This window comes from Paraburkholderia sp. BL9I2N2 (genome assembly GCF_004339745.1).
Taxonomy (GTDB): Bacteria; Pseudomonadota; Gammaproteobacteria; order Burkholderiales; family Burkholderiaceae; genus Paraburkholderia.
In genome coordinates, this window is sequence record NZ_SMGP01000002.1 from 1,534,744 (window position 1) to 1,559,516 (window position 24,773).

The following is a 24,773-nucleotide window of genomic DNA, read 5'->3' on the forward strand; positions in this document are numbered from 1 at the left end:
TCCACCGGCCCCTCACACTCAATGAATATTTTTAAGTTGTGACCACAGCCGGTTTTCAAGCCGTAGAATTTCAATCGGCTTCGGCTTCATCAACGTCATCTTCTTGAACACGTCGTCCGGCGGATAGACCGACAGGTCCTGCGCAATGGCAGGCGTGACGAACTTGCGCGCGGGCACATTGGCCGTCGGGTAATAGACTTCATTGGTGATTGCCGCGTTCACCTTCGGGTCTTCGATGTAGTTGATCCACTTGAGCGCCGCCTCAGGGTGCGGTGCGTCCTTGGGAATCGCCATCATGTCGAACGCGCGCCATACCGATGGACCTGCAGCCGTCACATTGAACACAGCTTTGCCGCAGCACCGGAAGTCGAGAGACTAGCCAAGCGCCGAGAAACCCCTCGGTGGAACTCGTTCAGTCGAGCCCAACCGAGGACATGCCGCCTCAATATCGTTACTTCTCCACGGCAGCCACCCAACACTCACCGTCCCACGTCACGGCAACGTAATCGGCACCGGCCTTGTCAGCAAATCAACATAAAGACTAAAAAACCGATTGTTATCAAACAGAGTAACGTACGTGATCTTCTGCGGCGAAGCACCCGCCGCTGGCTGATCCGGATACACCTTCACATGCCCCTGATCTTCACCGCTCGCAGTGTCGATATCCAGATACGCACTTTTCGTCTGCGTAGCGTAAGTAGGATCAAGGAAATACGCAATCGTCAAAGTATCAAACAAATCCGTATTACTCGCGAACGCCCCCGCATTGGCAATCCCATACGCCCTCGTTACCGCGGTCTGCTTGCTCGGGTTATTGACGATCTGGTCATACACGCTTTGAGTCAGCGGCACCGTATTCGTCACGTCGAGCGGAATCACGGCCTGCGGAATCGACGTCTGCAACACGGTGCGCACAGCAAGCGGATCAAACCACCAGTTGAGTTCGCCCACGGCGTTCGCATTGCCCGGCACGGCCATCGCGCCGCCCATATAGACGATCCGCTTGATCAGCGGCACGATCTCCGGCGCCTTCATGATCGCCGTGGCAAGGTTGGTGGGCGGCCCGACCTCGAGAATGGTGACCTGGTTCGGATAACGTTTGATGGTCTGGATCATGAAATCCGCAGCGCTCTGCGACTGCGGTTTCGTCGACACGGCGAACCCATCCGGCGGCGCAACGAGCTGAGCCTGCGACGTCGGTTCGGGCCGGCTCCACGCGCCAAAATAGCCTTGCGGATTGGCGGCCTGCTGCGCGCGAATACTCGCCACATCGTATTGCAATGGATAGTCGGCGCCGCCGTACACACCCACGACGTTCTGCACACCCATGCGCTCCACTGCCTTGAGCGCATCCGATTCTTCCTGAAGCAGCCAGTCGTTGCCGGTAACCACGGTGAGGCCGAGCAGATTGACCTTGCCCTGCCCCATCAACTGCGTGGTCATGGCAAAAAGCTGGCCGTCGTCGCCCATCGTGTTGAAGTCTGAATCGATGATGACCTTCGGCGCATTGGCGAGGGGATCAGTGGTCGATATGCCGCCACCGCACGCAGCCAGTCCCAACGACATCATCAGTATGCCTATGCATTGTGATTTCATGTTTCGTCCATTCGAGAGCGTGATTAACAAGGGAACACCATCGTGAGATGGTGCCGATAAATCAACGTCGAGCCACTGAAAGTGGCAATACGGACCGCCTCATGTCACAACCGGCATCCGTGTCAGGCTGTGCTTTCGACTTCCGCGCGAGTCGGTATCGACGGCTGCGCGCCCGCACGCGTCACGGAAATCGCCGCCGCGCGTTGCGCGAGGCTGATCGCGCCTTCCAGCGGCTGCCGTGAGGCGAGTTGCGCGGCAAAGACGCCGATAAAAGTGTCGCCGGCCGCAGTCGTGTCGACCGCTTGCACTTGCGGTGCGGGGAAATGCATGCCCTCGCCGCCTTCCACCAATAGATAAGCGCCCTGCGCACCGAGCGTGACGATCACATTGCGCGCGCCGCCCTGTTGCAACTCCGTGGCTGCGCGCCGCGCGCCGCTTTGCGATTCGACCGGCAAGCCGGCCAGGATGGCGGCCTCAACCTCGTTCGGCACGAGGTAGTCGACCAGCGGCAGCCATTCCGCCGGCAACGGCCCCGTGGCCGGCGCCGGGTTCAACACAGTGATCTTGCCCAACCGACGAGCGAGCGCGAGCGTCGCGTGAACGGAATCCCACGGCGTCTCCAGTTGGCACACCACGACGTCGCAAGCCTTGATCGCCGCTTCATGGCGAGCCACGCTCTCCGGCGTGAGCTCGCCGTTGCTGCCGGCGACCACGACGATCGTGTTCTGCCCGTCGTCGGAACACCGTCACCATGGCAACGCCGGTCGGCTGGCTCGGATGCACTTCAACTCCGCTGCAGTCGATCCCTTCCGCTTCCAGATCCTTGACCCGCTGAGCGCCGTTCGCGTCTTTCCCGACACATCCGACCATGGCCACCCGCGCGCCGATGCGCGCGGCCGCGACAGCCTGGTTCCCGCCCTTGCCGCCGGCAACCTGCGAGAACTCATGTCCGCCAATCGTCTCGCCGGGGCGCGGCAAATGCGGCGCGCGAGCAACAAGATCTGTATTGATGCTGCCCACAACCAGCACCCGGCCCTGCTTCGTTTCTTTTGACACCTTCTTTCGCTCCTGTGTCGGCCGGAGTTAGCGCTTTAGCGCTTACTCGGGTCCCATGCAAAGCTCTAACCATTCACCGAATGGTCCAATTATGCGGCGCGACGCCGGCTTCGATAAGTATCCAGCACGACAGCCACGACAATCACGGCTCCCGTAATGATGCGCTTGGTCGGCTCGGTCGCGCCGATCTGCGCGAGCCCAGCGGCCAGCACCGAAATGATCAACACGCCGAAGAAGGTGCTCGTCACCGAACCGCGCCCGCCCATCAAACTCGTTCCGCCGATCACCACCGCCGCGATCACCTGCAATTCGATGCCCTGCCCGGCATTCGGGTCCGCGGCCTCGAGCCGCGAGATCTGAAACAGGGAAGCCAGGCCGGCCAGCAGGCCCATCATCGCGAACACGGCGATTTTGTAGGGCCGCGGATTGACGCCCGCGAGCCGCACCGCTTCCTCATTCGTGCCGATGCCGATCAGATAGCGGCCGAAAACCGTGCGCGTCAACACGAACTGCGCGGCGACCATCACCACAATGGCGATGATGAACGCCGGCGAGATGCCGAACGCGACCGGATTGGAGAGGAAATCGAAGGCGTCGCCGATATAAGCGGTGCGCGAGTTGGTCAGCTGATACGCGAGGCCACGCGCCGCTTCCAGCACGCCAAGCGACACGATGAACGACGGAATGCGCCACGCCACGGTAATCGCGCCGGTCACGCAGCCGGTCAGGGTCGCGCCCGCCATGCCGAGCAAGGCCGCGGGCAGCGCCGGCCAATGCCACTGCAAGGCCGCGACGCTCGTGAGCGCGGCGCCGAGCGCCAGCACCGAGCCGACCGACAGATCGATGCCGGCGATGATCAGCACAAAGGTCATGCCGATCGACATCACGACGAGGTCGGGGATCTGATTCGCGATCGTGCTGAACGTGTCGTAGGTCAGGAAGTGCGAGCTCAGCAGCGAGAACAGCACGATCATCCCGAGGAGTGCGCCGAGCAATCCAAGATAGTTCGAGAATCCGAGCCGCGTGCCGAGCGGCTCCGCGTTTTTGGGTGGTTCGTTCTTCAGCGTAGGCAAGCTGGTTTCTACGGTCATGCTCAATACTCCACTAATTTTCTTTCGTCGGGCGCCTTCGCGTCGGGTTCGATTGGCTCGTGCAGCATGTCATCGCGTTTCGCGTAGCCCGCGAATGCCGCTGCCAGCAGCGCGTCCTGAGTCCAATCGCCGCGCTCGAACAGGCCCGTCATGCGGCCCGCCGACATCACCGCGATCCGGTCGCAAATCGCCATCAATTCGCGCAGATCGCTCGATACCACCACCAGCGCCCGGCCTTCGCGAGCCAGCGCGCCCATCAATGCATAGATGTCGAACTTCGCGCCGACGTCGATCCCGCGCGTCGGTTCGTCGAACAGCAGCACCGTGCAATCGCGCGCGAGCCACCGGCCGATCACTACCTTCTGCTGGTTGCCGCCCGACAATTCCGACACCGGCTGCGACGGCCCGGCGCTGCGGATGCGCATGGCATCGATCTGCCGATGCGCCAGCGCCGCCTCGCGACGGCCATCCACCACGCCCTTGCTCGATACCGAACGCAAGTGGCCCAGCGAGATGTTGGCGGCAATCGGCTGGGTCAGCAGCAGTCCCTCGCCCTTGCGATCTTCGGTGATCAGCGCGATGCCGTGCTCGACTGCGTCCGCCGGCGACGTGATCGTCACGGGCACGGGTGCGCCGCCTTCACGCCCAACCGACACCGTGCCGACGTCCGCGCGGTCCGCGCCGTAAATCAGCCGCATCAGCTCCGTGCGCCCGGCGCCGATCAGCCCGCTGATGCCGAAAATCTCGCCGGCCTTGACCTCGAAGGACACGTCGCGCACCACCGGCTCGCGGGTCATGCCGCTGACCTTGAAGGCCACCTCGCCGATGCGCCGCTCGCCTAGATCGATCCTGTCGCCGATATCGCGGCCCACCATCAGAGTCACGAGACGGTCGGTGCTGAGATTGGCCATCTCGTCGACATGCACGAGCCGGCCGTCGCGCAACACGGCCGCGCGCCTCGCGATACGCTTCAATTCTTCCAGCCGGTGCGAGATGTACACCAGCGCCACGCCGCGCGCTTTCAACCGCTCGACTTGCTCGAACAGCAGGTCGACTTCGCGCGCGGTCAGCATCGCAGTGGGTTCGTCAAGAATCAGCACGCGGCAGTCGCCGATCAGATTGCGCGCGATCTCTACCATCTGTTGATGCCCGATACCCAGTGTGCCGACCAGCGTGTCGGGATCGATCGCGTCGAGGCCGACTTGCGCCATGGCGTGCCGCGCGTCCTCGCGCAGCTTGGCGCGGTCGATCCAGCCGAACATGCCGCGCTGCGGCAAACGGTTCAGAAACAGGTTCTCCGCCACGGAGAGAGTGGGCAGCAGATTCAGCTCCTGCATGACCATGCGCACGCCGAGCGCCTCGGCGTCCTTGCGGCTGGCCGGCGCGTAGGCCGCGCCGCCGAGGGTCATCGAGCCGGTAGTCGGCGTGACCAAGCCGCCGATGATCTTGGACAAGGTGCTCTTGCCCGCGCCGTTTTCGCCGGTCAACGCCAGCACTTCGCCCGCGCGCAATTCCAGCGAGACATCGGCGAGCACGGGCTCGGCATAGGTCTTGCCGATACCGTGCACGCGCAGCACGGGCGCGGCTTCAGCAAGAGATGAAATGGGAGTGGACATCAGAATGATCAGGCTGGACAGAAAACAGTCGGCGTGGCCCCTGGACCGAGCGGGCCACGCGTTGCACCCAACTTACTTGGTGACCAGATCGACCGGCGTTTCGACGACGCCGGACAATTCAGACTGTTTCTTGTGTTCGGAGATTGCCTTCAGAGCCGTGTCGATGCCGAACACCGCCTGCTTGGCGGCGTATTGATTGGCGGTGGCGAGCACGCGGCCGTCCTTGAGCATCGGCTTGATCGCGTTGATGTCGTCATAGCCGACCACCTGCACCTTGCCGGCCTTACCGGCCGCGCGCACGGCCGACACGGCGCCGATCGCCATGTTGTCGTTGCCGCACAGCAACGCCTTCACGTCCGGGTTCGCGTTGAGGATCTGGCTCGCCACGGCGTTGCCCTTGTCGATTTCCCACTCGCCCGATTGCAGTGCGACGACCTTCATGCCGCCCGACGCCATGGCCTGCTTGAAGCCCGCGGTGCGTTGCTGCGCGTTGGTCGTGGTCGTGACACCTTCGATAATGCCGACGTTGTCGCCCGACTTCAGGTGCTTGGCGAGGTAGTCGCCGACCTTCTGCGCGCCCTTGGCGTTATCCGGCCCGACGAACGGGATGTTCAGGTCTTTCGACTTGAGGACGTCGTTGTCCAGCTTGTTGTCGATATTGACCACGATGATGCCGGCATCGACCGCCTTCTTCAGGACCGGCACCAGCGCCTTGGAGTCAGCCGGCGCGATCACCAGCGCGTCGACCTTCGAGACGATCATCTGCTCGACGATACGGATCTGGTTCGCGGTGTCCGTCTCGTCCTTGATGCCGTTGGTGACCAGATCGAATTTCGCCGGATTCTGCTTCTGATAATCCTTGGCGCCCGTTTCCATGGTCAGGAAGAACTCGTTCGCCAGCGACTTCATGACAAGCGCGACTTTCGGTTTATGGGCGGCCTGAGCAAACGCCGCCGGCATCGGCAAAATCGACACGGCGAGGAAGGCTGCGCTGGCTGCAATGGCGCGACGGCGCGCCGGTAGGAAATGGCGAATCATTGATGTCTCCGTATCGCTCGTTCGGTCTACTGAGAGCCGTTGAGTCGTGTGATGGGTAGGAACGCCGCACTTGCCACCACTTGCTCAATCCCTCAGGTCTGGTCGCGTGATGCCGGGCAAGTATGGCCAGCTCCAATCCTATCCTCGCGAACTGCGTTATGCTATGCCAAATTTCAAAACCTATCGTTTCAAAAATGGAACACGTGGACTGGGACGACCTTCGGATTCTGGTGGCGATCGCCCGCGAGGGAACCATGCGATCGGCCGCCGCGGCGTGCGATCTGAGCGCGCCGACCCTGTCGCGCCGCCTTACCGAGCTTGAAAGACGGCTGGGCGAACCGCTCATCGACCGGGTGCCGTCGGGTTGTACCGTGACGGCGTTCGGCGCCAAGGTGCTGGCCTGGGCGGAGCAGATAGAAGACCTGGCGCACCAGATCGAACGCGCCGCGGACGTCAACGGCGGCGCACCCGCGCATGGCACGGTGCGGATCAACGCCGTCGAATGGCCGTCCTACATTCTGCTGAAGCTGCTCGGCTCGTTTCAGGACAGGCTGCCGGGGCTCGCGATCGAAGTGCTGACATCGCGGCGCCCCTATAGCCTTGCGCGGCGCGAGGCGGACATCGCATTGTGGTCCGAGTGCCCGGAAGAGGGTGACCTGTACGTTCGGCGGATCGGCAGGATCCGCTTCGGGCTGTTCGGCTCGCGCGATTACTATCTGCGCCACAAGGCGGCGATCGTGAAGAAGGAGTGGGACAAGCTCTCGTTCGTCGGTTATGACGACCGTCAACCGGACCATCCGGCGACGCAATGGCTGAAGGCGCTACCCGGCGCCCCGGCGCCGTCGCTTCGCAGCAGCTACGGCATGGGCGTGTTCGACGGCGTGCTGGGCGGCTCGGGGCTCGGCATACTCGCCCAGCTGGCCGGTGACACGACGAGCGATCTGGTCTGCGTGGAGAAGCACATCAAGGCGCTCGATCAGGATGTGTGGATGGTGCTGCATCCGGCTCTGCGCGACAGCGAACGGATCCGGACCGTGGCGAACCTGATTGCCGAGATTTTCCGCTAACGTCGCCTGACGAACGAACGCTAGCGTATGTGCCGGTTGCGGCTAACCTGCGCGAAGCTGAGCGCGATCGCGCCTCGCGAAGAAACGCTGCGTGGCTCGAAATCCGCCGCTTGATGGCCGGATCGGGTCAGCAAGCCGTAGAGTTCCGGGCGGCGGGTGGTCAGCCATTGCTGCCCTGCACTTGCGTCGATCAGGCCTCTGTCCAGATCGGCGGAAATGAGTTCGTCTCGCGCGCTGCTCTCGGCGAGCACGCGGCCGGATGGATCGATGATCATCCCTGCCCCGCTCGACTGTTCCGGGTCGTCGACCTCCACGCCTTCGCTGAAGACGACGAACATGCCGTTGTCTCCGGCTCGCGCCGGCAGCAAGCGGCGCAACGATTGCCCCATCGAAGCCGACCGCGTTCGGCGATCGTCGGTGCCGTTCACACCCCCGTCACCGCGATGCGGCGCAATAAGCAACGTCGCGCCCATGAGCGCCGTCATGCGCATGTTCTCAACCAGATAATTGTCGCCGCCAATGAGGATGCCGACGCGAACGCCCCACTCCGTATCGAAGACGGTGAACCGGTCGCCGCTGCTGATCCGCCGATGTCCGAACGCATGCAGTTTGCGATGGCAATGACGCACGCCGTCCGGCAGGCACACCACGTAGCTGTTGAACAATCGCCCATCGCTGGCACGCTCGATGATCCCGACACCAGTGGCCACGCCGGAGCGTTCGACCACATCGGCAACCGCGCGGATCGACGGCCCGTCGAGCGGTTCTGCAAGCGCATCGAGTTCGGCGCGATGAAGCTTCGCCATGTCTCCGCAGCCGCCAATACAACTCTCCGGAAATACCACCAGCCCGATGTCTTTCTCAGCGGCAAGCGCCAGGCAATCCGCAATGCGCGCGACGTTATGCGGGGCGTCACCGGGACGTGAAACGAGCGGCATAGCGGCAACGCGAAGCGATGGAACAGTGGAGGAGAACATCTTCACGACCGGAGGAACAGAACGACTCCATTGGACCGCTCCCCCTTCGATAAGTAAAATGAAAAATTCTACGCGTTCAATCACCTAGTGGAATGGAACTCAAACTACTGCGGGCGTTTCTGACAGTCGCCGAACTCCGCCACTTCGGGCACGCCGCCGAAGCGCTTTATGTCAGCCAGCCCGCTCTGAGCAAGCAGATCGTAGCGTTGGAAGCGAGCCTTGGCGCGCGGCTGTTCGAGCGCGGCCGGCACGGCGCGGAACTGACGGTCTTCGGCGAAGCATTTCTTGCCGACGCGGAAGCACTGGTGCGCGACGCGGACAATATCCTCGCGCGTGCGCGCGAAGCGAGCAGCGGTACGCGCGGTTATCTACGCGTCGGCCTCGGACTCTCGACCTTGACCGAGGCGCCGCAACTGATCGCCCAATTCCGCAAGCTCCATCCGAATGTCAGCGTCACGCTGAACGATCTTTCTTCTGCGGAGCAAACCCGGCGGCTTCTCGCCGGCAAGCTCGACGTCGGTTTCCTGCGCTTGCCGGCCGACGCCGGCCTTTCCACATTGCCGATCCTCGACGAGGCCTTGGCATTGGCGATACCGCAGCACGCGCGCTGGAAACGCGTTCCGTCGAACCTGCAGGAATTGAACGAGCCCGGGTTCATCGCGCTGTCGCGCGGACGCGGTCCTGGCCTCGCGGCGCAGATCGACCACTGGTGTGGTGAACATGGCTTCGTGCCCAAGGTGATCCAGCAAGCCGACGATATTCAATCGGTTCTCGCCGGCGTGGCGGCGGGCGTCGGCGCGGCGTTCCTGCCCTCGCGCGCGCAATACCTGTTACGCGACGCAAGGGTGCTGCCGTTGCGCGATGCCGCCGCCCGCTGGCGGGTCGGACTGGCGTGGCAGACCTCGCGCGACGATCCCGTGGTGGCGAATTTCGTCGCGTTCGTTAAAGCGGCGAAGAAGTCCCTGCGCGCAGGCGCCACTGCGGCGGCCTGACAGGTAACGCGTCGGCGAGCTTGCCCGCCTGGCAAAGCCTTCGCCGTCCATCGCACCGCGGCCGTTTCGAACTACAACACTGCCTTATCCGCCATGGCGCGCACGGCCATTGATGGAAAACCATCATTTTTCAGCGTGAACCCGCGCGTGCCTTCCTCTATCGTTGAACCAACGAAAAGCGCGCCTGGCCTTTCGCATTGACGGGAAGCCCGCAAATAGAGAACCGTCATCTGGAGACACCCCCCATGTCCACGACTCCCGGCGTCGGTAGCACAGCCGCACCTCGCGTCACCGACACAGCCTTCGAAGACGGCATCGGCCAGCAGTGGTATCAGCCCGTCATTGCGCGCGCCGCGCTCAAGGAATTGATGAAGCGCAGCGACGCCGAAGGCTGGCGCAACTTTGGACTATGGCTGGCCTTGCTGATCGCGTCGGGTGTCGTCGCGGCAATGACATGGGGAAGCTGGTGGGCGGTGCCGGCGTTCTTCGTCTACGGCACGATCTATTCGTCAAGCGACGCGCGCTGGCACGAACTCGCGCACGGCACGCCGTTCAAGAGCCGCCGCGCCAACGACTTCTTCTATCACTTGTCGTCGTTCATGACGATTCGCGAAGCCTACTGGTGGCGCTGGAGCCACGCGCGGCACCACACGCACACCTACTTCCAGGCGCGTGACCCCGAGATCCAGGTCGCACGGCCGACCAAAGTCTGGCCGATCGTCATCGACTTTCTCGGCCTGATGGGCTGCACGGTGGAAATCGGCAAGGTCGTACGGCATGCATTCGGCCGTGTCGACGCCGCGACCGACGCGTTTCTCCCTGCCACCGAGAAACCCAAGATGATCTGGTCCTGCCGCATCTACCTCGCGGTGGTGCTGGGCACGGTCGCGCTCGCGATCGCCATGCGCAGTTTCCTGCCGCTCATGTTCGTCTGGACGCCGCGCTTCTACGGCGGCTGGCTGCATCAATTGCTCGGCCTTACGCAACATGCGGGACTCGCCGTCAACGTGAAGGATCATCGGCTGAACACGCGCACGGTGCATATCAATCCGGTGTTCCGCTTTCTCTACCTCAACATGAATTACCACCTCGAACATCATCTGCTGCCGATGGTGCCGTTCCACGCGCTGCCGCGTCTGCACGAAGCGATCAAGGACCAGTTGCCGCCGGCCTATCCGAGTCTCTTTGCGGCGTATCGCGAGATGCTGCCCGCGCTGTGGAAACAGCGCTCCGATCCTGCGCACGTGATCGAACGGAAGATCCCGGTCGAGGACGCGCCCGCATGACCGGCGCGGCGCATTCCCCGCACAGTCGAACGCTTGAACGCCCCTGAATCCCGTTGAACAATGGAGACTTTCGTGACCGTCGAAACCGGCAACATCAAGTGGGTGGTGGCCTGCGCCACCGGCGATATCGATGAAGAAGACGTGATTCGCTTCGACCACGCCGGCGCGAGCTACGCGGTGTACCGGATCGATCAGGGCTTCTTCGCATCCGACGGCTGGTGCACGCACGAACACGCACATCTCGCCGACGGCTTCGTCGTGAATCGCGAGATCGAATGTCCGCTGCATCAGGGGCGTTTCGACATTCCCACCGGCGAGCCGAAAAGCCCGCCTGTGTGCGTGCATCTGCAAACTTATCCGGTGCGTGTGGAGAACGGCGAAGTGCTGCTGGGCGTTCCCGCCAAGGACGATTCATGACAAGCCATCCCGCGATGGTCATCGTCGGCGCCGGCCAGTACGGCACGCGAGCCACGCATGCACGATGCGAGGCTAGTCGCTGAGCGGCAGATTCTCGCGCAATAGCACGGTGACGGGAATCTGATGCGGCATGGCAACGCCCGGATCGCGATGATAGTGCCGCAGAACGATTTCGATGGAACGCATGGCTTCGCCGGCCGGATTCTGATCGAGCACGGCGTCGAGCGTGCCTTCTATCAGCAGCCGTCGCGAACTCTCGTTGAGTTCGTGACCGACGAACACCGTCGAGCGCGTGCGCTCGAGCGCCACGAGCGCCGCGCCGACGCCTTCGTTGCCGACGGAAATGTTGTAGATGCCGCGCAAGTCGGGATAGCGCCGGAAGGCGTCGCGAGTGAGCCGTTCGGTGATCACCGACTGCTCGCGGCTCTCCACGGTCTCTACGATGTCGCAGTTCGGAAAGCGCCGCCGCAGCACGGAACGAAAGCCGCTTTCGCGCTCTTCATGGCCGAGAAAATCATGCATGCCGGTCAGCACGAGCACCTTACCGCCCGCCTCGCCGATGAAGCGCCCGACCAGTTCGCCCGCGACACGTCCCGCGCAGCGGTTGTCCACGCCGACGTAGGCGAGCCGCCCCGTGCCCGGCAGATCGCTGGCGAGCGTCACGACCGGAATGGTGCGGCTGATCTGCCGCAGCGCCGCGGTAATGTCCGGATGCTCATACGCGACGATGACGAGCGCGTCGGCCTTCTGCGTGGCGCGGTGAATGGTGTCGACCACGCGCGCCGGATCGAGGCTGTCGAAGTAAGTGACCGCGCAGATCACGCGCTGCCCCTCGAACGTCTTTTGCGCCACTTCGAAGCCCTGCTTCAACGACACGTAGTAAGGCGACACCGGTTGCTGCAACAGGATCGCGATACGCAACCAGCGTACCGACACCGAGTCGAGCGCGCGGTCGATCTTCAGCTTGCGCGCCCATTCGAGCACGCTCATTTCCTTCGCGCGCGACACGCCGCCTCGCCCGTTCAGCACTCGGTCGACGGTCGCCTCGCTGACACCGGCGGCCTTCGCGATGTCGGTCATGCTCGTTTTGCGGCGTGTGGAGCTGGGCATTCGCGTCGGGCTGACAGAAAGAGGAAGCGACGATGACCGGATCATCGCATCCCGGCTGTGGCGCATCAAGCCATGCCGCCGGTTGCGTAAACATCGATCGGGGACGTCAACGAGCTGCCTCGTCAGTGCGCGTCGAAAGGCGCGCTCGCGAGGCTGGCGAGCAGCGACACCTCTCCGAACATACGTATGTCGCACACAAAAGAGTAAATTTCACGGATGATGAGACCCGCCGCAAGCGGCTCCGCCAGGCCGACGAACCGCTCACCGCGGACACCGAAACCGACTTCCCGGTCGTGGACCTCGAGGTCGCATAACCAGTACGGGCAGTTCAGGCTCGCCCGCTTTCAGGAGATACGCCATGTCCCGCACCGTCGCCGAGAAGCGCGCCGCGTTCAAAGCGCTGCACACGTCCGGTTGCTTCGTGCTGCCCAATCCGTGGGATGCCGGCAGCGCGCGCTATCTGCATACGCTCGGCTTCCAGGCGCTCGCCACGACCAGTTCCGGCTTTGCCTGGTCCACCGGACACGCCGACAACACATTGCCGCGCGAGGCGATCCTCGCGCATCTGCGTAAGATCGTCGAAGCAACCGACCTGCCCGTCAACGCGGACTTCGAGAACGGCTTCGGCAGCACGCCGAACGAGGTCGCGGAAAGCGTCAGGCTCGCCGTCGAAACCGGCGTGGCCGGCCTGTCGATCGAAGACTCCACGGGCGACGCCGCCGCGCCGCTCTTTCCTGTCGAGGTCGCCGTCGAACGGATCAGCGCTGCGCGCCGCGCCATCGACGAAAACGGCGGCGATACGCTGCTGGTCGGCCGGGCGGAGAACTTCTTCGCCGGCTCGCCCGATCTCGACGACGCGATCGCGCGCCTCAAGGCCTATGCCGCGGCCGGCGCCGATTGCCTGTACGCGCCGGGCATCCAGACGCGCGAGCAGATCGAGGCCGTGGTCGCCGCCGTGGCGCCGAAACCCGTCAATCTGCTGATCGGTTCGACGTCGGCGTTCACGCTGCAGGACGTGGCCGCGCTCGGCGTGCGGCGCATCAGTGTCGGCGGGGCGTTGGCCCGCGCCGCGTGGGGTGGCTTCATGCAGGCGGCACAGTCGCTTGCGCAGGGCCGCTTCGACGGCTTTGCCGGCGCGGCGCCGGGCTCGCAACTCAATGAGCTGTTCCAGAACCGTGCTTGAAGCGTGATGACGCGGCTTGCGGCTAACGCGCCTCATAGCGTCGGATAGCCGGCATAGCCGCGCCCGCGCGTGATTGACCGGAAAGACGGAACATTTGACGTACGGTGAATTCCGTATGTCAGATAGGATACTTTGGCTTCCAGAATATCCGAGCCAGCACCCTGCCGTTACCCGCGTCAACTCACGAGGTGGAACCCATGAACGATCTCCTGGCATTCGCTGTTGACGCACATGGTGGGATGGAACGCTGGGATAGCTTCACGCGACTCTCCGCCGAACTGTCCGTCGACGGCGCCATCTGGCATGTCAAGCAACAGCCTGGACTGCTCGTCGACAAGCGTATCGACCTCACGACGCATACTGAGAAGCTGACCATTACCCCGTTCACGGCGCCTAATCTGCGCAGCGTGTTTGTGCCTGAGCGCCTGACGCTGGAAACACTCGACGGCGCGGTCACCGAAACGCGCGAGCATCCGGAGGCCGCTTTTGCCGGTCAGACGCTCGAGACGCCGTGGGACAAATTTCACGTGGCGTACTTCGCCAGCGAAGCGCTCTGGACCTACCTGACTTCGCCTTTCCTCTACACCTATCCGGGTTTCGAAAGCGAGGAGATCGAGCCGTGGCATGAGAACGGCGAAACCTGGCGCCGTCTGAAGGTGACGTTTCCCGAACGCATCGCGAGTCACACGCGTACGCAGATTACCCATTTCGGCCCCGATGGACTGATGCGCCGCCATGACTACACCGTCGATATTCTCGGCGGCGCGACCGGTGCGAATTATGTCAGCGAATATCGCGAGTTCCAGGGTATCCAGATGCCGACGCGGCGCCGCATCTACGCCTATGACAGCGCGATGCAGAAGGTGCCGGAACCCTTGCTCGTCGCGCTCGACTTCGGCCATATCGAATTCCAGTAAACCGCTTGCGGCAGGACGCAAGCGCCCGCGGGCCATAAAAGGATCGGCGAACTCGATGTATGATCGGATCGCACCGCCCGCCGGTGCGGCTCGAGCGAGCCAATTCAACAGGGGTGGCCCTTGGACAAATTTCAGGCGATGCAGGCTTTTGTGCGCGTGGTGGAAACGGGAACGTTCACGAGAGCCTCCGAGACCCTGAACATCCCCAAGCCGACCGTCACCCGGCTGATTCAAACGCTCGAAGCGGAGTTGGACACCAAGCTGCTCAACCGCACCACCCGCAAGGTCAGCCCCACCACCGACGGCACTGCCTACTACGAGCGTGCCGTGCGGCTGCTCAACGAACTCCAGGAACTCGAAGGCGTGATGGCGCGCGCGAAGAGCAATCCTCGCGGCCGTCTGCGCGTCGATTTTCCGGTGCCGATAGGGCTCGGCCTCATCATCCCGGCGCTGCCCGATTTCGTCGCGCGCTACCCGGATATCAAGCTCGACTTCGGTGTCAGCGACCGGCCACTCGATCTCGTGGCGGAAAACATCGATTGCGTCGTGCGCACCGGCAAGGTCACCGACCAGTCGCTGGTCGCGCGACGGCTCGGCGAAGTGCGCCAGGTGCTTTGCGCGACCCCGGACTACTGGAAACGGCATGGCCGCCCCAAGCATCCCTCGGAACTGGAACATGGGCACGTGGTGATCCAGATGGTCGCGGCGCGAACCGGACGGGCGTTCCCGATCGCGGTCACGAGAAACGGCGAGAAAGTCGACCTGACGCCCGAGCGCACGCTGACCGCGAACGATTCGACGGCCTGTCTCGCGATGGGCCTGTCCGGTCTGGGCGTCGTGCATGCGCTGACGTTTCTCGGCCGGATGCATTTCGAAAGCGGCGCACTGGAACCGGCCTTTGCCGATTGGTGGGCCGACCCCATTCCCGTGTACGTCGTCTATCCGCCGAACCGGCATTTGAGCGCCAAGGTCCGCGTATTCGTCGACTGGCTGGTCGCCCTGTTCGCGGCCAGCGACACGGCGCACAAACCGGCGCTGCGCACGTAAAGCCAGCCACCCGAGATTGTTTCACCTGTGAAATAAAGTAGGACCTTCACGCCTATTTATTGCGAAATGGCGATCACCTACTCTGCGTCCATCTGCTCAACGCAGGCACTCCACAGAAAAGGTGATCGACATGTCTGAACTCTTCAATCCCATCAAGCTGGGTCCTTATCAATTGCAGCATCGCGTCGTGATGGCGCCGCTCACACGCATGCGTTCGGCGAAGGGCGACGTGCCCAATCCGTTGATGCGCGAATACTACGAGCAGCGCGCTTCGGCGGGCGGCTTCATCGTGTCGGAAGCGACTGTCGTGTCGGCGAACGGCAACGGCTACCTCGGCGCACCCGGAATCTACTCGGATGCGCAGATTCCCGGCTGGAAGACAATCACTGAGACCGTGCATGCAAAAGGCGGCCGCATTTTCCTGCAGTTGTTCCATGCGGGCCGCCAGTCGCATCGCGATATGCAACCGGATCGCGTGCTGCCTGTCGGCCCGTCTGAAATCGAATCGGAAGGACTCGCCTACACTGCCAGCGGCTGGGTGCCGAGCACGCCGAATCGCGCGCTCACCGAAGCCGAAGTCGTAGCGCTGGTCGAAGACTTTCGCTCGGCAGCACAGCGCGGTTTGGAAGCGGGATTCGACGGCGTCGAAATTCACGGTGCGAACGGCTATATCATCGACCAGTTTCTGCATGACGGCAGCAACCAGCGTAACGACGGGTACGGCGGTTCGATCGAGAACCGCGCGCGTTTCCTGCTCGAAGTCACGCAGGCTGCGATCTCCGTTTGGGGCAGCGATCGCGTGGCCGTGCGCATCGGGCCCAGCGGCTCGTTCGGCGACATGTCGGATAGCGATCCCGTCGCGCTCTTCACGCATGTCGTGAAAGAACTCGACAAGCTCGATCTCGCCTACCTCCATCTGATCGAACCGCGCATAGCGGGTAACGCAGCCGACGAAAGCCGGGATCAGAATCCGATCGCCGCGCGCCGGTTCCGCCAGTCGTATCGCGGCACGATCATCGCGGCCGGTGGATTCGACGCCGACTCGGCGCAAGCGATTCTTGCCGAACGCAGCGCCGACCTGGTGGCGTTCGGTCGTTACTTCATCTCCAATCCTGACTTGCCCGAACGTTTTCGCCACAAACTGCCGCTGAATGACTACGATCGCGACACGTTCTACGGCGGCACGGCTGTCGGCTACACCGACTACCCGTTCTACCGGGCGCCTGAAGCGAGCCGTGACGCGGCGCTGGAATTGGCCGCCTGATCACGGGTATGAGCACGGGCATGGGCACACGTCCGGCGCCCCTCGAACGCGCTCACGCGTGCGGCGCGAGACGCGCTTTCGCCCCAGATGCACGACGCCGCCAAAGTTCGCTGACGCACGTACGCTGTTCACGCAGCCATGAGAGACTGATGACTAGCGTGCGTTCAAGCCTGTCGACGCCCGCAGTTTGGGCCGCCAGTTATGGAACCTCGTCCTTTCAGAGTGCTTGCCGCACTCCTCGTCTCAAGCGTCGGCTTCTGCCCGGCGGCCTCGCATGCCTACGCGCTCGACGACCAGTTCGACTGCCAGGCGCGTCCCCACGCGTTCATCACGAAACTCATCGACGACAAGTACATCGAGTCCAATCCCATGCGGGTCGACAAGAACTCCGTCAACGCGTTTCGTCCCGTGCACGGCAGCGACATGACCGTCTTCGGCTTTCGCGTCTACGCCGTGCTCGGCTACGAGCCGGACGACGGGATGTTCAAGAAAGGCCGCGGCCAGGCCCTCGCGGGCCCGTTATACGGCGTCGTGCTGTCCGCGCCGAGCGAGTCGGTCGAAACGCGCGTGCGCGCGGCCGGAAGCACCGCCAAGGTGCACTCGGTCATTCCGTTGCTGCTGACCGCGGTGATCTGCACCGATTGACGAAGGGCGGCCGGGCGTCGCGGTGCTATGCTTTTCGCTCCTCATCGCCCACGTCGCCAAGGACTTCACGCCCGATGCCCTCATCCGTGCGCAACTCGCTCATCTGGATCTTCGACGCGTTCGAGCGCGATCCGACTTACATCAGCAAGCGGATGTTCGGCAGCGACGCCGCTTATATCGACGGACTCTTGTGCCTGATCGCCGCGGATCGCGACAAGCCGTGGAATGGCCTGCTGGTGTGCACGTCACACGAACGTCACGCCGCGCTGATCGAAGAAATACCGGCCTTGCGGGCGCATCCCGTGCTCGGCAAATGGCTCTACATACCGCAAGACGATCCGGCGTTTGAAACTGTCACCGAACGGTTGACGGCGCTGGTGCTCGCCCGCGATCCGCGCGTGGGCGTCGAGCCGAAGCCGCGAGAGCGCAGCAGAAAATCCAGGCTGCCGAAGGCGTAAAGCGTCGCGCCGCTCAAACGCTCGGCTCACCCGCGTGTTTGCGCCTGCCGCCCGGCTCCACGGTTTGACTAAATTCACCACTGCCGGTGATGGTGCGGATCCATACCGTGGCAAAATCAGCGGCACCGCAGCAGGTGTCCAGGAGGCTTGTCATGGGCAACGAAACGCACGTCGAACACGAGACCGGCGCAGCCGGCGGGCCGGACGCCCCACCGGACATTCCCGGCCAGATTGTCCTGGGCTTTCAGGGCGGCGGCGCCCTCGGCGCGTACCAGGCGGGCGTGTATCAGGCACTTCATGACGGCAAAGTCGAACCGCACTGGGTCATCGGCACGTCGATCGGCGCGATAAATGGCGCGATCATCGCCGGCAATCTGCCCGAGAACCGCATGGCGCGCTTGACCCAGTTCTGGAACGGCGTGGCGCGTCATGGCGTCGAGGCAGCAAGCTGGCTGCCGGGACTCGCAAACTGGCTGCGCGACCTTGCCACGGTCACTCAAGGCGTGCCGTCGTTTTTCACTCCACAGTTGCAATCCTGGGCGGGCATTCAGGCACGCGTCCGTTCCGATCAGGCAGCTTTCTATTCAACCGGACCGCTGCGCGAAACCTTGTCCTCGCTGGTCGATTTCGACTACCTGAATCAGAAGGCGACGCGGCTGACAGTCGGCACAGTCAATGTCCGCAGCGGACGCATGCGCTACTTCACCAATCGCGACGCGCTGCTCGACGTCGAACACGTGATGGCCTCCGCCGCTTTTCCGCCCGGCTTCCCAGCGGTGCAACTGGAAGGCGAATCGTACTGGGACGGCGGCATCTATTCGAATACGCCGCTCGAAGCCGTGCTCGACGACCGCCCGCGGCGCGACTCGGTGATTTTTTCGGTGCAGTTATGGCCTTCGAGCGGTCCGGAACCCGAATCGATCTTGCAGGTCATGAGCCGGCAGCGCGACATTCAGTATTCGAGCCGCGCGGAAAGTCATCTCGATCGACAGAAGCAGATTCACCGTTTGCGCCACGTGATTCGTGAACTCGGACAGCATCTGCCCGAAGAGGTACGCGACGATCCGCAGGTGCGCGACCTCCTCGGCTGGGGTTGCGGCACCACGATGCGAGTGCTGGAACTCGACGCACCGGCATTCGATAACGATGACCTGAACAGGGATATCGATTTTTCGTCGGCGGGCATCAAGCGGCGCTGGCTTGCGGGTTACGAAGACACGGTCCGCTTGCTGAAGCGCGCGCCCTGGCGGGAATCATTGGACCCGATGGAAGGCCTCTCGGTCTTTCGCATGGCCTCGGCGGAAAGCCAAAAATAATCGCGTTAGCACCGCCGGCAGCGACTAGCGATGCCGGGCGCGGCGTAAGCCTCGCGCGCCCAACCGCCGCAAATCCCATTTGTACCTCGCACGCAAGACTGTTTGTCCATGGCGGGTGTTCGAGATCGGCGCCGATGCGCCTAGATTTCATACCCATCGGAGCCGCTGGCCCGATCAGCATTTGATCCCAAGTTACTTATCCGGAGATTTAGCCATGAACACGTCACAAAAAGTCGTCGTCGTTACGGGCGCATCGCAAGGCATCGGCGCCGAACTGGTCAACGCGTTTCGCAAGCTCGACTACCGCGTCGTCGCCACCGCACGTTCGGTCAAGCCCTCGGAAGATCCCAACGTCCTGACCGTGGCAGGCGATATCGGCGACCCGGCCACCGCGCAGCGCGTGATTGCCGAAACCATCGCCCGCTTTGGCCGCATCGACACGCTCGTCAACAACGCCGGCATTTTCGTCGCCAAGCCCTTCACCAGCTATACGGCCGAAGACTACGCAAACGTCACCGCCGTGAACCTCAACGGCTTCTTTTTCATCACGCAACTCGCCATTGCCGAGATGGAAAAGAATGGCAGCGGCCACGTGGTCAGCATTTCGACGAGCCTCGTCGACCACGCTATCGACGGCGTACCGTCGGTGCTGGCCTCGCTGACCAAGGGCGGCCTGAACGCGGCCACGAAGTCGCTGGCCATCGAATACGCGAAGAGAGGCATCCGCGCGAACGCCGTCTCGCCGGGCATCATCAAGTCGCCCATGCATGCGCAAGAAACCCATGCGGCGCTTGGCGGGCTGCATCCTGTCGGGCACATGGGCGAAATGAGCGATATCGTGGGCGCTGTCCTGTATCTGGATTCAGCGCCGTTCGTGACGGGCGAAATCCTGCACGTCGACGGCGGCCAGAGCGCGGGCCACTGATCACGCCAGGGCGCCGCTGATCGGCGCCTTCACGTCAACCGAGAGTTACGGAGAACGCCATGCCTATCGTCACAATTCAGGTGACCCGCGAAGGTTCCAAACCCGGCAACGATGCCGTCACAGCCGACGAAAAAGCCCAGCTCATCGCAGGCGTCAGTCAGGTGCTGCTGGACGTGCTGAACAAGCCGCTCGCAGCGACCTTCGTTGTCATCGAAGAAGTGGACACCGAAAACTGGGGCTGGGGCGGATTGCCGGTCGAAGCCTATCGCAAGCAGCTGGCCCAGAAGCCGGGTTGAGCGTCGGGCGGGGATCGCTCTACCCGTTGTGGCCTTCCAGTTTTTAGCTCGCGAACTGCCGCAGCTGCTCGATGCTCTGCTTCAGTTCGCGCTCCAGCTGGACCATCAGTTCCGCCGCGGGCATCGACCTCGCCAGCGCGGCGGCCTGGCCTGCCCAATGCGCGCCGTAGCCGAACTCGCCTTTCGCCTTCGCTGCCGCATTCAGCGCCTTACCGGCGTCGTAGGCAATCGGATAGGCGGCCGGCCTGGGTGAATGCGGGTCGGCGCCGAGCGCCGTGAAGCTGTTCGCCATGCTTCTCGCCAGCCGCCCGGAGATCGCCGCCGTGAACGTCGTGCGGCGAGCCGCCTCGCCGAGCATCGCGCGACGATAACCCTCGTCGATCGACGTTTCCGGGCACGTCACAAAGGCCGTGCCAAGCTGCGCGGCCTGAGCGCCGAGCGCGAGCGCCGCCGCAATGCCGGCGCCGTCCATGATGCCGCCGGCCGCGATCACCGGCAGCCGGCATTCCCTGACCAGCAAACGCGTCAGGGCGAACGTGCCCAACCTGTCGTCGAATGCATCCGGGTCGAACACACCGCGATGCCCGCCGGCCTCGATCCCTTGCGCCACGATCGCATCGACGCCGGCCGCTTCGACCTGCGCCGCTTCCTCCAGATTGGTCGCACTGGCAAGCAGCTTGATGCCCGCCTTCCTCAGTTCGGCGATGACATCGGCGGAAGGCAAGCCGAAGTGGAAACTGACGATCGCCGGCTTCTCCTCCAGAAAAACCGCCAGCATGGCGGGATCCGCAAGAAAGCTCGTGTAAATCTCCGACAGCTTGGCCGGCGGCGTTGCCCCATATTTTTCGAAGTGCGGCGCAAGCCAGCTCAACCATTGCTGCTCGAGCGCCGCGTCCGCTTGCGCAGGCTGATGGCAGAACACGTTGATGTTGAACGGCTTGCCCGTCAGTGCGCGCGTCTCCCTGATCACCTTGCGCGCGCCGTCAGCGTTCATCGCTCCGACGCCCAGCGAGCCGAGCCCGCCCGCATTGGAAACAGCCGCAGCCAGGGCGGGCGTGGTGACGCCGGCCATCGGCGCCTGAATGATCGGTTTGTCGATGCCCAGCACGTGCAGCAAGGCGCGGTTGTCTGTCTGATTGCTCATGTCGCTTCCTCATCGAGTCTCACTACAATATAGTCCTGATATTCCGTTTGAACCCTTGTTCCGCATCCAACGCGGCCGCGCCGCCGTTGCGTTCGCGCTGCGGCCGTTCCGGGCGGCATTCTGCCCGGACAAGACAGCGCGATCAGGCACTTCGCCGAGAGACCATGCAGCGTCAATTTGAAGATGTCCTTCTGGGCAGTATCGAACTGTTCTGTCTCGCGGCCGAACTGGAGAGTTTCACCGAGGCCGCCAACGCCGCGAGCGTCACGCCGGCCGCCGTCAGTCGTACGGTCGCGCGTCTGGAAGAGCGCCTCGGCGTGCGATTGTTCGTGCGGACCACCCGACAGATCCGCCTAACCGATGCGGGACGACGCTACTTCGAACAATGTCGTCTGGCGCTGGCCCAGCTCGCCGAAGCCGAGCGCGAAGCGACCGGACAGCAAACCGCGCCGACCGGCGTGCTGCGCATCAGCATGCCGACGCCGTATGGACACTACCGCGTGCTTCCCCTGCTGGCCGAGTTTCGCAAGCGCTATCCGGGCGTGACGGTGGAAACGCATCTCAGCAATCGCAACATCGATTTTGGCGAAGAAGGCTTCGACCTGGCCATTCGCGGCGCGGCGCCCGGAGACTCGGGGCTGATCGCGCGCACGATCGAGGACGCGGAACTGGTGGTCATCGCTTCGCCGGCTTATCTGCGTGGCGCCGCCAAGCTGAAAACGCCGGACGACCTGAACCATCACGACTGTGTCCAGTACGCGTTGCCGAGCACCGGCCGCAATCTTCCGTGGCTGTTCAAACACGAAGGCGAAGTTGTCGAGACGATGACGAGCGGCGCTTGCACGTCATCGGGCGACGTGCTTGCCGGGGCGACGCTCGCGCGTCACGGTGCGGGTATTTTTCAAACCTACCGGTTCATTGTCGAGAAAGACCTTGCTGAGGGAACGCTCAAGGAATTGCTCATTCCCTATGGCGGTTGCTCGCGGCCGTTCGTGCTGCTTTATCCGCATGCGCGGCATCTGTCCTCGCGCGTGCGCAGTTTCGTCGACTTCCTGATGGAAAGGCTGGGGTCGTAGGCTTGCGGACGGTCGCGCGACGCTCTCCGCCACGGCCCGTCACAGGCGCAGCGGGAAGATGAACTTCGCCGCCAGCAGTCCAAGCACGCCGCCGAGGAGCGTCTCCCAGGCGCGCGCGCCAAGAATCGAAATGGAGTGCACGCCGCCGATCGCCAGCGTCACGATCAGCGTGAAGGCGAACGCTCCGCAAGCGATGTCGTAGCGATCGGGCAACGTCATCGCGTAGACGATCATGGCGGCCGCGACGGCGGCCCAGGCGAGCAGCGGCGCGTGCTCGACGAGCGGCAGGCAGGCTAGACCCACCGGAACGCCGATCAACGTACCGATGATCCGTCGGCGCACCCGTTCCGCCGTGCCGCTCGCGGAGCCCGCCACCACGTAGGTGCTTGCCGTGATCGCCCACGCCGACTCCTTGAGTCCGATCGTCTCGTTCAGGACAACGACGACCAGCGCGCCGCTTGCCGCCTGCAGGCCCATGATGAGTTCAGCCGAAAGCATCCAGCGATCCGGCACGTTGACAGGCGAAAGCACCGTCATGGCGGGACGCTCCGCCGGGCCGCTGAGCAACCGCGGAACGATGCACGCGATGATCGCGATCAGTCCCGCCACCCCGACCGCCGGCAGATCGACCGTCGTCAGATGGACGTTGTAGGCCAGCAATTGGCCGATGTATATCTGGGAGCCCATTCCCGCGCCCAGAATGCCGAAGCGCTTGAGATAGCCGACCAGAAAGGCGCCTGTGACGAGCGTCAGTTCCGGGCCCGATTTGCCGATCGACTGCAGGAGCGGGGCGAATGCGATGAACATGGCCGCGCCGAGCACGGCGGCGGCACACAGGAGTGCCAGGTCGCGGCTGGATTCGGGCCGCGAGACGCGCGCTTCCGAGACGCTGGCCCACAGCGCGAAGTTGCCGGCCAGCGAAGCGACGAGCGTCGCGCCGGGCAAACCATGCGTGATGTCCTGCAACGTCCCGAGCGCAGCGGCGATGCCGTAGGCGGTGATAAGCCGCAGTCCCTTGATCCGGCGATGCGTGCCGGGATCGATCTGTTCCAGCCATGTCGTCGCTCTTCTTAGGACGCCACGCCCGTCCTCGCCCGTAGGTTCGCCTCGAATGCCATCGCTCGCCGCGCGGTTTTGCGCGTCGGCGCTGGTCTCTTTCTTGTCGTTCTCCGGGATCGTCGTTCGCTTCACGGCGTTGGGCGCGTCGGATTGGGCTACCCGTAGTCTAGTTGATCGGAACGGCGTGGACCGGTCTGAAATCGTGGTCAGCGGCTTGTTTCGCCAACCCGGTAAGACAACCGCTTCCTGACAGCCATCGACTAATCGCGGCTTTGGCTATGGAAAATCGTATGCGATTTAATCTCATGCGCTTGACAAGGCCAAACTTCTCCCTCATTATGCGACGCATGCGATTGCATCGCATGCGATTTAAAGCGATTAGACACCCTCTCTCTTTCAAGGAATTCATCATGACCAAGATCGAAACCGTCCTGCTCACCGGCAAAACCCACACGAAGTTCAGCGGCCGCGGCGGCCGCGTCGACCTCAATCTGTCGACGGCCAAAGGCGCCGGCGACGACATCGCGTTCCCGGCCGTCCAGGCGCATCCGACCGCGGAGCAGCTGTTCGCGGGCGCCTGGTCGGCCTGTTACATCTCCGCGATCGGCCTCGTGGCTCAGGCGAAGAAGGTGACGCTTCCGGCCGATCTGTCGGTGGATATCGAGGTGGATCTGGGCATGACCGGCGACGCCTACTTCCTGCAGGCACGCTTCGACGTCAGCGTGCCGGGCGTGGCGCGCGAAGTCGCCGAGGCCCTCGCGCACGAAGCGCACGAAATCTGCCCGTATTCGAAAGCAACGCGCGGAAACATCGACGTCGTGGTCAACGTGGTCTGATCCTTTTCCATCACAGAACCGGCTTTTCGGGGCGCGATCCGGCAAGGCTCGCGCCTCTTACCAAACATCTTTTAAGCGGAGTTCCATCATGAAAACCAAATTCGTTGCTGCATTGCTCGTCGCACTTTCTGCTTCCGCCGCCGCGCCCGCATTCGCCAGCGGCTATGGTCCGGCCCCCTTCTATCGCCCTTCGGTCGGCGCCCCGGCGTCGCAACGCGGGCAGAGCGCGCAAACCGTCGCGGCGAGTGCCGACGACGCAGCCGGCTCGCAAGCCGCGTATGGCGGTGTCGTCTCCGGCCACTCCGAGTCCGCGAGCCGCGCCGCCGTCGCGCTTCACGACAATCTTTACGCACGTCACTAA

The 24,773-nt window shown here is 63.4% G+C and carries 24 protein-coding genes and 2 pseudogenes; 16 read left to right on the forward strand and 10 right to left on the reverse strand.

Annotated features, from left to right (window positions below; all coding sequences use genetic code 11):
* Positions 1-18: 18 nt before the first annotated feature.
* The 6 genes and pseudogenes from B0G74_RS28830 to B0G74_RS28855 all read right to left on the reverse strand — a co-directional run.
* Positions 19-315, reverse strand: a pseudogene (locus B0G74_RS28830) (polyamine ABC transporter substrate-binding protein); the annotation flags it as partial.
* Between the two features lie 177 nt (positions 316-492).
* Positions 493-1,596, reverse strand: a complete 1,104-nt coding sequence (locus tag B0G74_RS28835; RefSeq protein ID WP_132378628.1) for a nucleoside hydrolase — start codon at positions 1,594-1,596, stop codon at positions 493-495.
* A gap of 122 nt (positions 1,597-1,718) precedes the next feature.
* Positions 1,719-2,652: pseudogene (gene rbsK / locus B0G74_RS28840) on the reverse strand (ribokinase).
* A gap of 89 nt (positions 2,653-2,741) precedes the next feature.
* Positions 2,742-3,743 (reverse strand): ABC transporter permease, encoded by a 1,002-nt coding sequence (locus B0G74_RS28845; RefSeq protein ID WP_132378630.1) that lies wholly within the window; start codon positions 3,741-3,743, stop codon positions 2,742-2,744.
* A gap of 2 nt (positions 3,744-3,745) precedes the next feature.
* Positions 3,746-5,359, reverse strand: coding sequence for a sugar ABC transporter ATP-binding protein (locus B0G74_RS28850; RefSeq protein WP_132378632.1), 1,614 nt, complete (start codon positions 5,357-5,359; stop codon positions 3,746-3,748).
* 72 nt (positions 5,360-5,431) lie between these two features.
* The gene (locus tag B0G74_RS28855) at positions 5,432-6,397 is read right to left on the reverse strand and encodes a sugar ABC transporter substrate-binding protein (RefSeq protein WP_132378634.1); all 966 of its coding nucleotides are present in this window, start codon (positions 6,395-6,397) and stop codon (positions 5,432-5,434) included.
* Between the two features lie 194 nt (positions 6,398-6,591).
* Between B0G74_RS28855 and B0G74_RS28860 the strand changes: the two genes are divergently transcribed.
* Positions 6,592-7,464, forward strand: coding sequence for a LysR family transcriptional regulator (locus B0G74_RS28860; RefSeq protein ID WP_132378636.1), 873 nt, complete (start codon positions 6,592-6,594; stop codon positions 7,462-7,464).
* 20 nt (positions 7,465-7,484) lie between these two features.
* Here B0G74_RS28860 and B0G74_RS28865 read toward each other — a convergent pair whose 3' ends face one another.
* Complete coding sequence (locus B0G74_RS28865; RefSeq protein WP_165923950.1) at positions 7,485-8,441, reverse strand: nitrilase-related carbon-nitrogen hydrolase; 957 nt, start codon at positions 8,439-8,441, stop codon at positions 7,485-7,487.
* 92 nt (positions 8,442-8,533) lie between these two features.
* Here B0G74_RS28865 and B0G74_RS28870 point away from each other — a divergent pair, with 92 nt between their 5' ends.
* The 3 genes from B0G74_RS28870 to B0G74_RS28880 all read left to right on the forward strand — a co-directional run bounded on the left by B0G74_RS28870 (position 8,534) and on the right by B0G74_RS28880 (position 11,136).
* Entirely contained in the window at positions 8,534-9,433 is a 900-nt protein-coding gene (locus B0G74_RS28870) for a LysR substrate-binding domain-containing protein (RefSeq protein ID WP_132378638.1), read from the forward strand.
* A gap of 245 nt (positions 9,434-9,678) precedes the next feature.
* Complete coding sequence (locus B0G74_RS28875; protein ID WP_132378640.1) at positions 9,679-10,719, forward strand: fatty acid desaturase; 1,041 nt, start codon at positions 9,679-9,681, stop codon at positions 10,717-10,719.
* A gap of 72 nt (positions 10,720-10,791) precedes the next feature.
* Entirely contained in the window at positions 10,792-11,136 is a 345-nt protein-coding gene (locus B0G74_RS28880) for a non-heme iron oxygenase ferredoxin subunit (protein ID WP_132378642.1), read from the forward strand.
* A 72-nt stretch (positions 11,137-11,208) separates the two neighbouring features.
* On the opposite strand, the gene B0G74_RS28885 is transcribed toward B0G74_RS28880, so the two are convergent.
* Positions 11,209-12,216: a LacI family DNA-binding transcriptional regulator gene (locus B0G74_RS28885; protein ID WP_243658337.1), complete on the reverse strand. Its 1,008-nt coding sequence runs from the start codon at positions 12,214-12,216 to the stop codon at positions 11,209-11,211.
* A gap of 388 nt (positions 12,217-12,604) precedes the next feature.
* On the opposite strand from B0G74_RS28885, the gene B0G74_RS28890 reads away from it, so the two are divergent.
* The 9 genes from B0G74_RS28890 (at position 12,605) to B0G74_RS28930 (ending at position 20,297) form a co-directional block, all read left to right on the forward strand.
* Entirely contained in the window at positions 12,605-13,429 is an 825-nt protein-coding gene (locus B0G74_RS28890) for an isocitrate lyase/phosphoenolpyruvate mutase family protein (RefSeq protein ID WP_132378646.1), read from the forward strand.
* Between the two features lie 197 nt (positions 13,430-13,626).
* On the forward strand, positions 13,627-14,346 hold the full coding sequence (locus B0G74_RS28895; protein WP_132378648.1) for a hypothetical protein: 720 nt from the start codon (positions 13,627-13,629) through the stop codon (positions 14,344-14,346).
* Positions 14,347-14,466: 120 nt separating this feature from the next.
* Positions 14,467-15,393, forward strand: a complete 927-nt coding sequence (locus tag B0G74_RS28900; protein ID WP_132378650.1) for a LysR family transcriptional regulator — start codon at positions 14,467-14,469, stop codon at positions 15,391-15,393.
* Positions 15,394-15,523: 130 nt separating this feature from the next.
* Positions 15,524-16,657: an alkene reductase gene (locus B0G74_RS28905; protein ID WP_132378652.1), complete on the forward strand. Its 1,134-nt coding sequence runs from the start codon at positions 15,524-15,526 to the stop codon at positions 16,655-16,657.
* A 222-nt stretch (positions 16,658-16,879) separates the two neighbouring features.
* Entirely contained in the window at positions 16,880-17,302 is a 423-nt protein-coding gene (locus tag B0G74_RS28910) for a hypothetical protein (RefSeq protein ID WP_243658338.1), read from the forward strand.
* Between the two features lie 74 nt (positions 17,303-17,376).
* The gene (locus B0G74_RS28915) at positions 17,377-17,760 is read left to right on the forward strand and encodes a hypothetical protein (RefSeq protein ID WP_132378656.1); all 384 of its coding nucleotides are present in this window, start codon (positions 17,377-17,379) and stop codon (positions 17,758-17,760) included.
* Positions 17,761-17,912: 152 nt separating this feature from the next.
* A complete protein-coding gene (locus B0G74_RS28920) occupies positions 17,913-19,076 on the forward strand; it encodes a patatin-like phospholipase family protein (RefSeq protein WP_132378658.1) in 1,164 nt (387 codons plus the stop codon).
* 214 nt (positions 19,077-19,290) lie between these two features.
* The gene (locus tag B0G74_RS28925; protein WP_132378660.1) at positions 19,291-20,001 is read left to right on the forward strand and encodes an SDR family oxidoreductase; all 711 of its coding nucleotides are present in this window, start codon (positions 19,291-19,293) and stop codon (positions 19,999-20,001) included.
* 59 nt (positions 20,002-20,060) lie between these two features.
* Positions 20,061-20,297, forward strand: coding sequence for a 4-oxalocrotonate tautomerase family protein (locus B0G74_RS28930; RefSeq protein ID WP_132378662.1), 237 nt, complete (start codon positions 20,061-20,063; stop codon positions 20,295-20,297).
* Positions 20,298-20,340: 43 nt separating this feature from the next.
* Here B0G74_RS28930 and B0G74_RS28935 read toward each other — a convergent pair whose 3' ends face one another.
* Positions 20,341-21,441, reverse strand: coding sequence for a nitronate monooxygenase (locus B0G74_RS28935; protein WP_132378664.1), 1,101 nt, complete (start codon positions 21,439-21,441; stop codon positions 20,341-20,343).
* 164 nt (positions 21,442-21,605) lie between these two features.
* On the opposite strand from B0G74_RS28935, the gene B0G74_RS28940 reads away from it, so the two are divergent.
* Positions 21,606-22,517: a LysR family transcriptional regulator gene (locus tag B0G74_RS28940; RefSeq protein WP_132378666.1), complete on the forward strand. Its 912-nt coding sequence runs from the start codon at positions 21,606-21,608 to the stop codon at positions 22,515-22,517.
* Between the two features lie 39 nt (positions 22,518-22,556).
* Here the strand turns inward: B0G74_RS28940 and B0G74_RS28945 are convergent, their stop codons facing one another.
* A complete protein-coding gene (locus B0G74_RS28945; RefSeq protein ID WP_243658339.1) occupies positions 22,557-23,708 on the reverse strand; it encodes an FUSC family protein in 1,152 nt (383 codons plus the stop codon).
* A gap of 278 nt (positions 23,709-23,986) precedes the next feature.
* On the opposite strand from B0G74_RS28945, the gene B0G74_RS28950 reads away from it, so the two are divergent.
* Both B0G74_RS28950 and B0G74_RS28955 read left to right on the forward strand, forming a co-directional pair.
* Positions 23,987-24,412 (forward strand): Ohr family peroxiredoxin, encoded by a 426-nt coding sequence (locus B0G74_RS28950; protein ID WP_132378668.1) that lies wholly within the window; start codon positions 23,987-23,989, stop codon positions 24,410-24,412.
* 88 nt (positions 24,413-24,500) lie between these two features.
* Positions 24,501-24,773: a hypothetical protein gene (locus tag B0G74_RS28955; protein WP_132378670.1), complete on the forward strand. Its 273-nt coding sequence runs from the start codon at positions 24,501-24,503 to the stop codon at positions 24,771-24,773.

Bases quoted from the DNA above. Each gene is read 5' to 3' on its own strand.
- B0G74_RS28835 (WP_132378628.1), bottom strand. From the start codon at position 1,596: ATGAAATCACAATGCATAGGCATACTGATGATGTCGTTGGGACTGGCT.
- B0G74_RS28845 (WP_132378630.1), bottom strand. From the start codon at position 3,743: ATGACCGTAGAAACCAGCTTGCCTACGCTGAAGAACGAACCACCCAAA.
- B0G74_RS28850 (WP_132378632.1), bottom strand. From the start codon at position 5,359: ATGTCCACTCCCATTTCATCTCTTGCTGAAGCCGCGCCCGTGCTGCGC.
- B0G74_RS28855 (WP_132378634.1), bottom strand. From the start codon at position 6,397: ATGATTCGCCATTTCCTACCGGCGCGCCGTCGCGCCATTGCAGCCAGC.
- B0G74_RS28860 (WP_132378636.1), top strand. From the start codon at position 6,592: ATGGAACACGTGGACTGGGACGACCTTCGGATTCTGGTGGCGATCGCC.
- B0G74_RS28865 (WP_165923950.1), bottom strand. From the start codon at position 8,441: ATGTTCTCCTCCACTGTTCCATCGCTTCGCGTTGCCGCTATGCCGCTC.
- B0G74_RS28870 (WP_132378638.1), top strand. From the start codon at position 8,534: ATGGAACTCAAACTACTGCGGGCGTTTCTGACAGTCGCCGAACTCCGC.
- B0G74_RS28875 (WP_132378640.1), top strand. From the start codon at position 9,679: ATGTCCACGACTCCCGGCGTCGGTAGCACAGCCGCACCTCGCGTCACC.
- B0G74_RS28885 (WP_243658337.1), bottom strand. From the start codon at position 12,216: ATGACCGACATCGCGAAGGCCGCCGGTGTCAGCGAGGCGACCGTCGAC.
- B0G74_RS28890 (WP_132378646.1), top strand. From the start codon at position 12,605: ATGTCCCGCACCGTCGCCGAGAAGCGCGCCGCGTTCAAAGCGCTGCAC.
- B0G74_RS28895 (WP_132378648.1), top strand. From the start codon at position 13,627: ATGAACGATCTCCTGGCATTCGCTGTTGACGCACATGGTGGGATGGAA.
- B0G74_RS28905 (WP_132378652.1), top strand. From the start codon at position 15,524: ATGTCTGAACTCTTCAATCCCATCAAGCTGGGTCCTTATCAATTGCAG.
- B0G74_RS28915 (WP_132378656.1), top strand. From the start codon at position 17,377: ATGCCCTCATCCGTGCGCAACTCGCTCATCTGGATCTTCGACGCGTTC.
- B0G74_RS28920 (WP_132378658.1), top strand. From the start codon at position 17,913: ATGGGCAACGAAACGCACGTCGAACACGAGACCGGCGCAGCCGGCGGG.
- B0G74_RS28925 (WP_132378660.1), top strand. From the start codon at position 19,291: ATGAACACGTCACAAAAAGTCGTCGTCGTTACGGGCGCATCGCAAGGC.
- B0G74_RS28930 (WP_132378662.1), top strand. From the start codon at position 20,061: ATGCCTATCGTCACAATTCAGGTGACCCGCGAAGGTTCCAAACCCGGC.
- B0G74_RS28935 (WP_132378664.1), bottom strand. From the start codon at position 21,441: ATGAGCAATCAGACAGACAACCGCGCCTTGCTGCACGTGCTGGGCATC.
- B0G74_RS28940 (WP_132378666.1), top strand. From the start codon at position 21,606: ATGCAGCGTCAATTTGAAGATGTCCTTCTGGGCAGTATCGAACTGTTC.
- B0G74_RS28950 (WP_132378668.1), top strand. From the start codon at position 23,987: ATGACCAAGATCGAAACCGTCCTGCTCACCGGCAAAACCCACACGAAG.
- B0G74_RS28955 (WP_132378670.1), top strand. From the start codon at position 24,501: ATGAAAACCAAATTCGTTGCTGCATTGCTCGTCGCACTTTCTGCTTCC.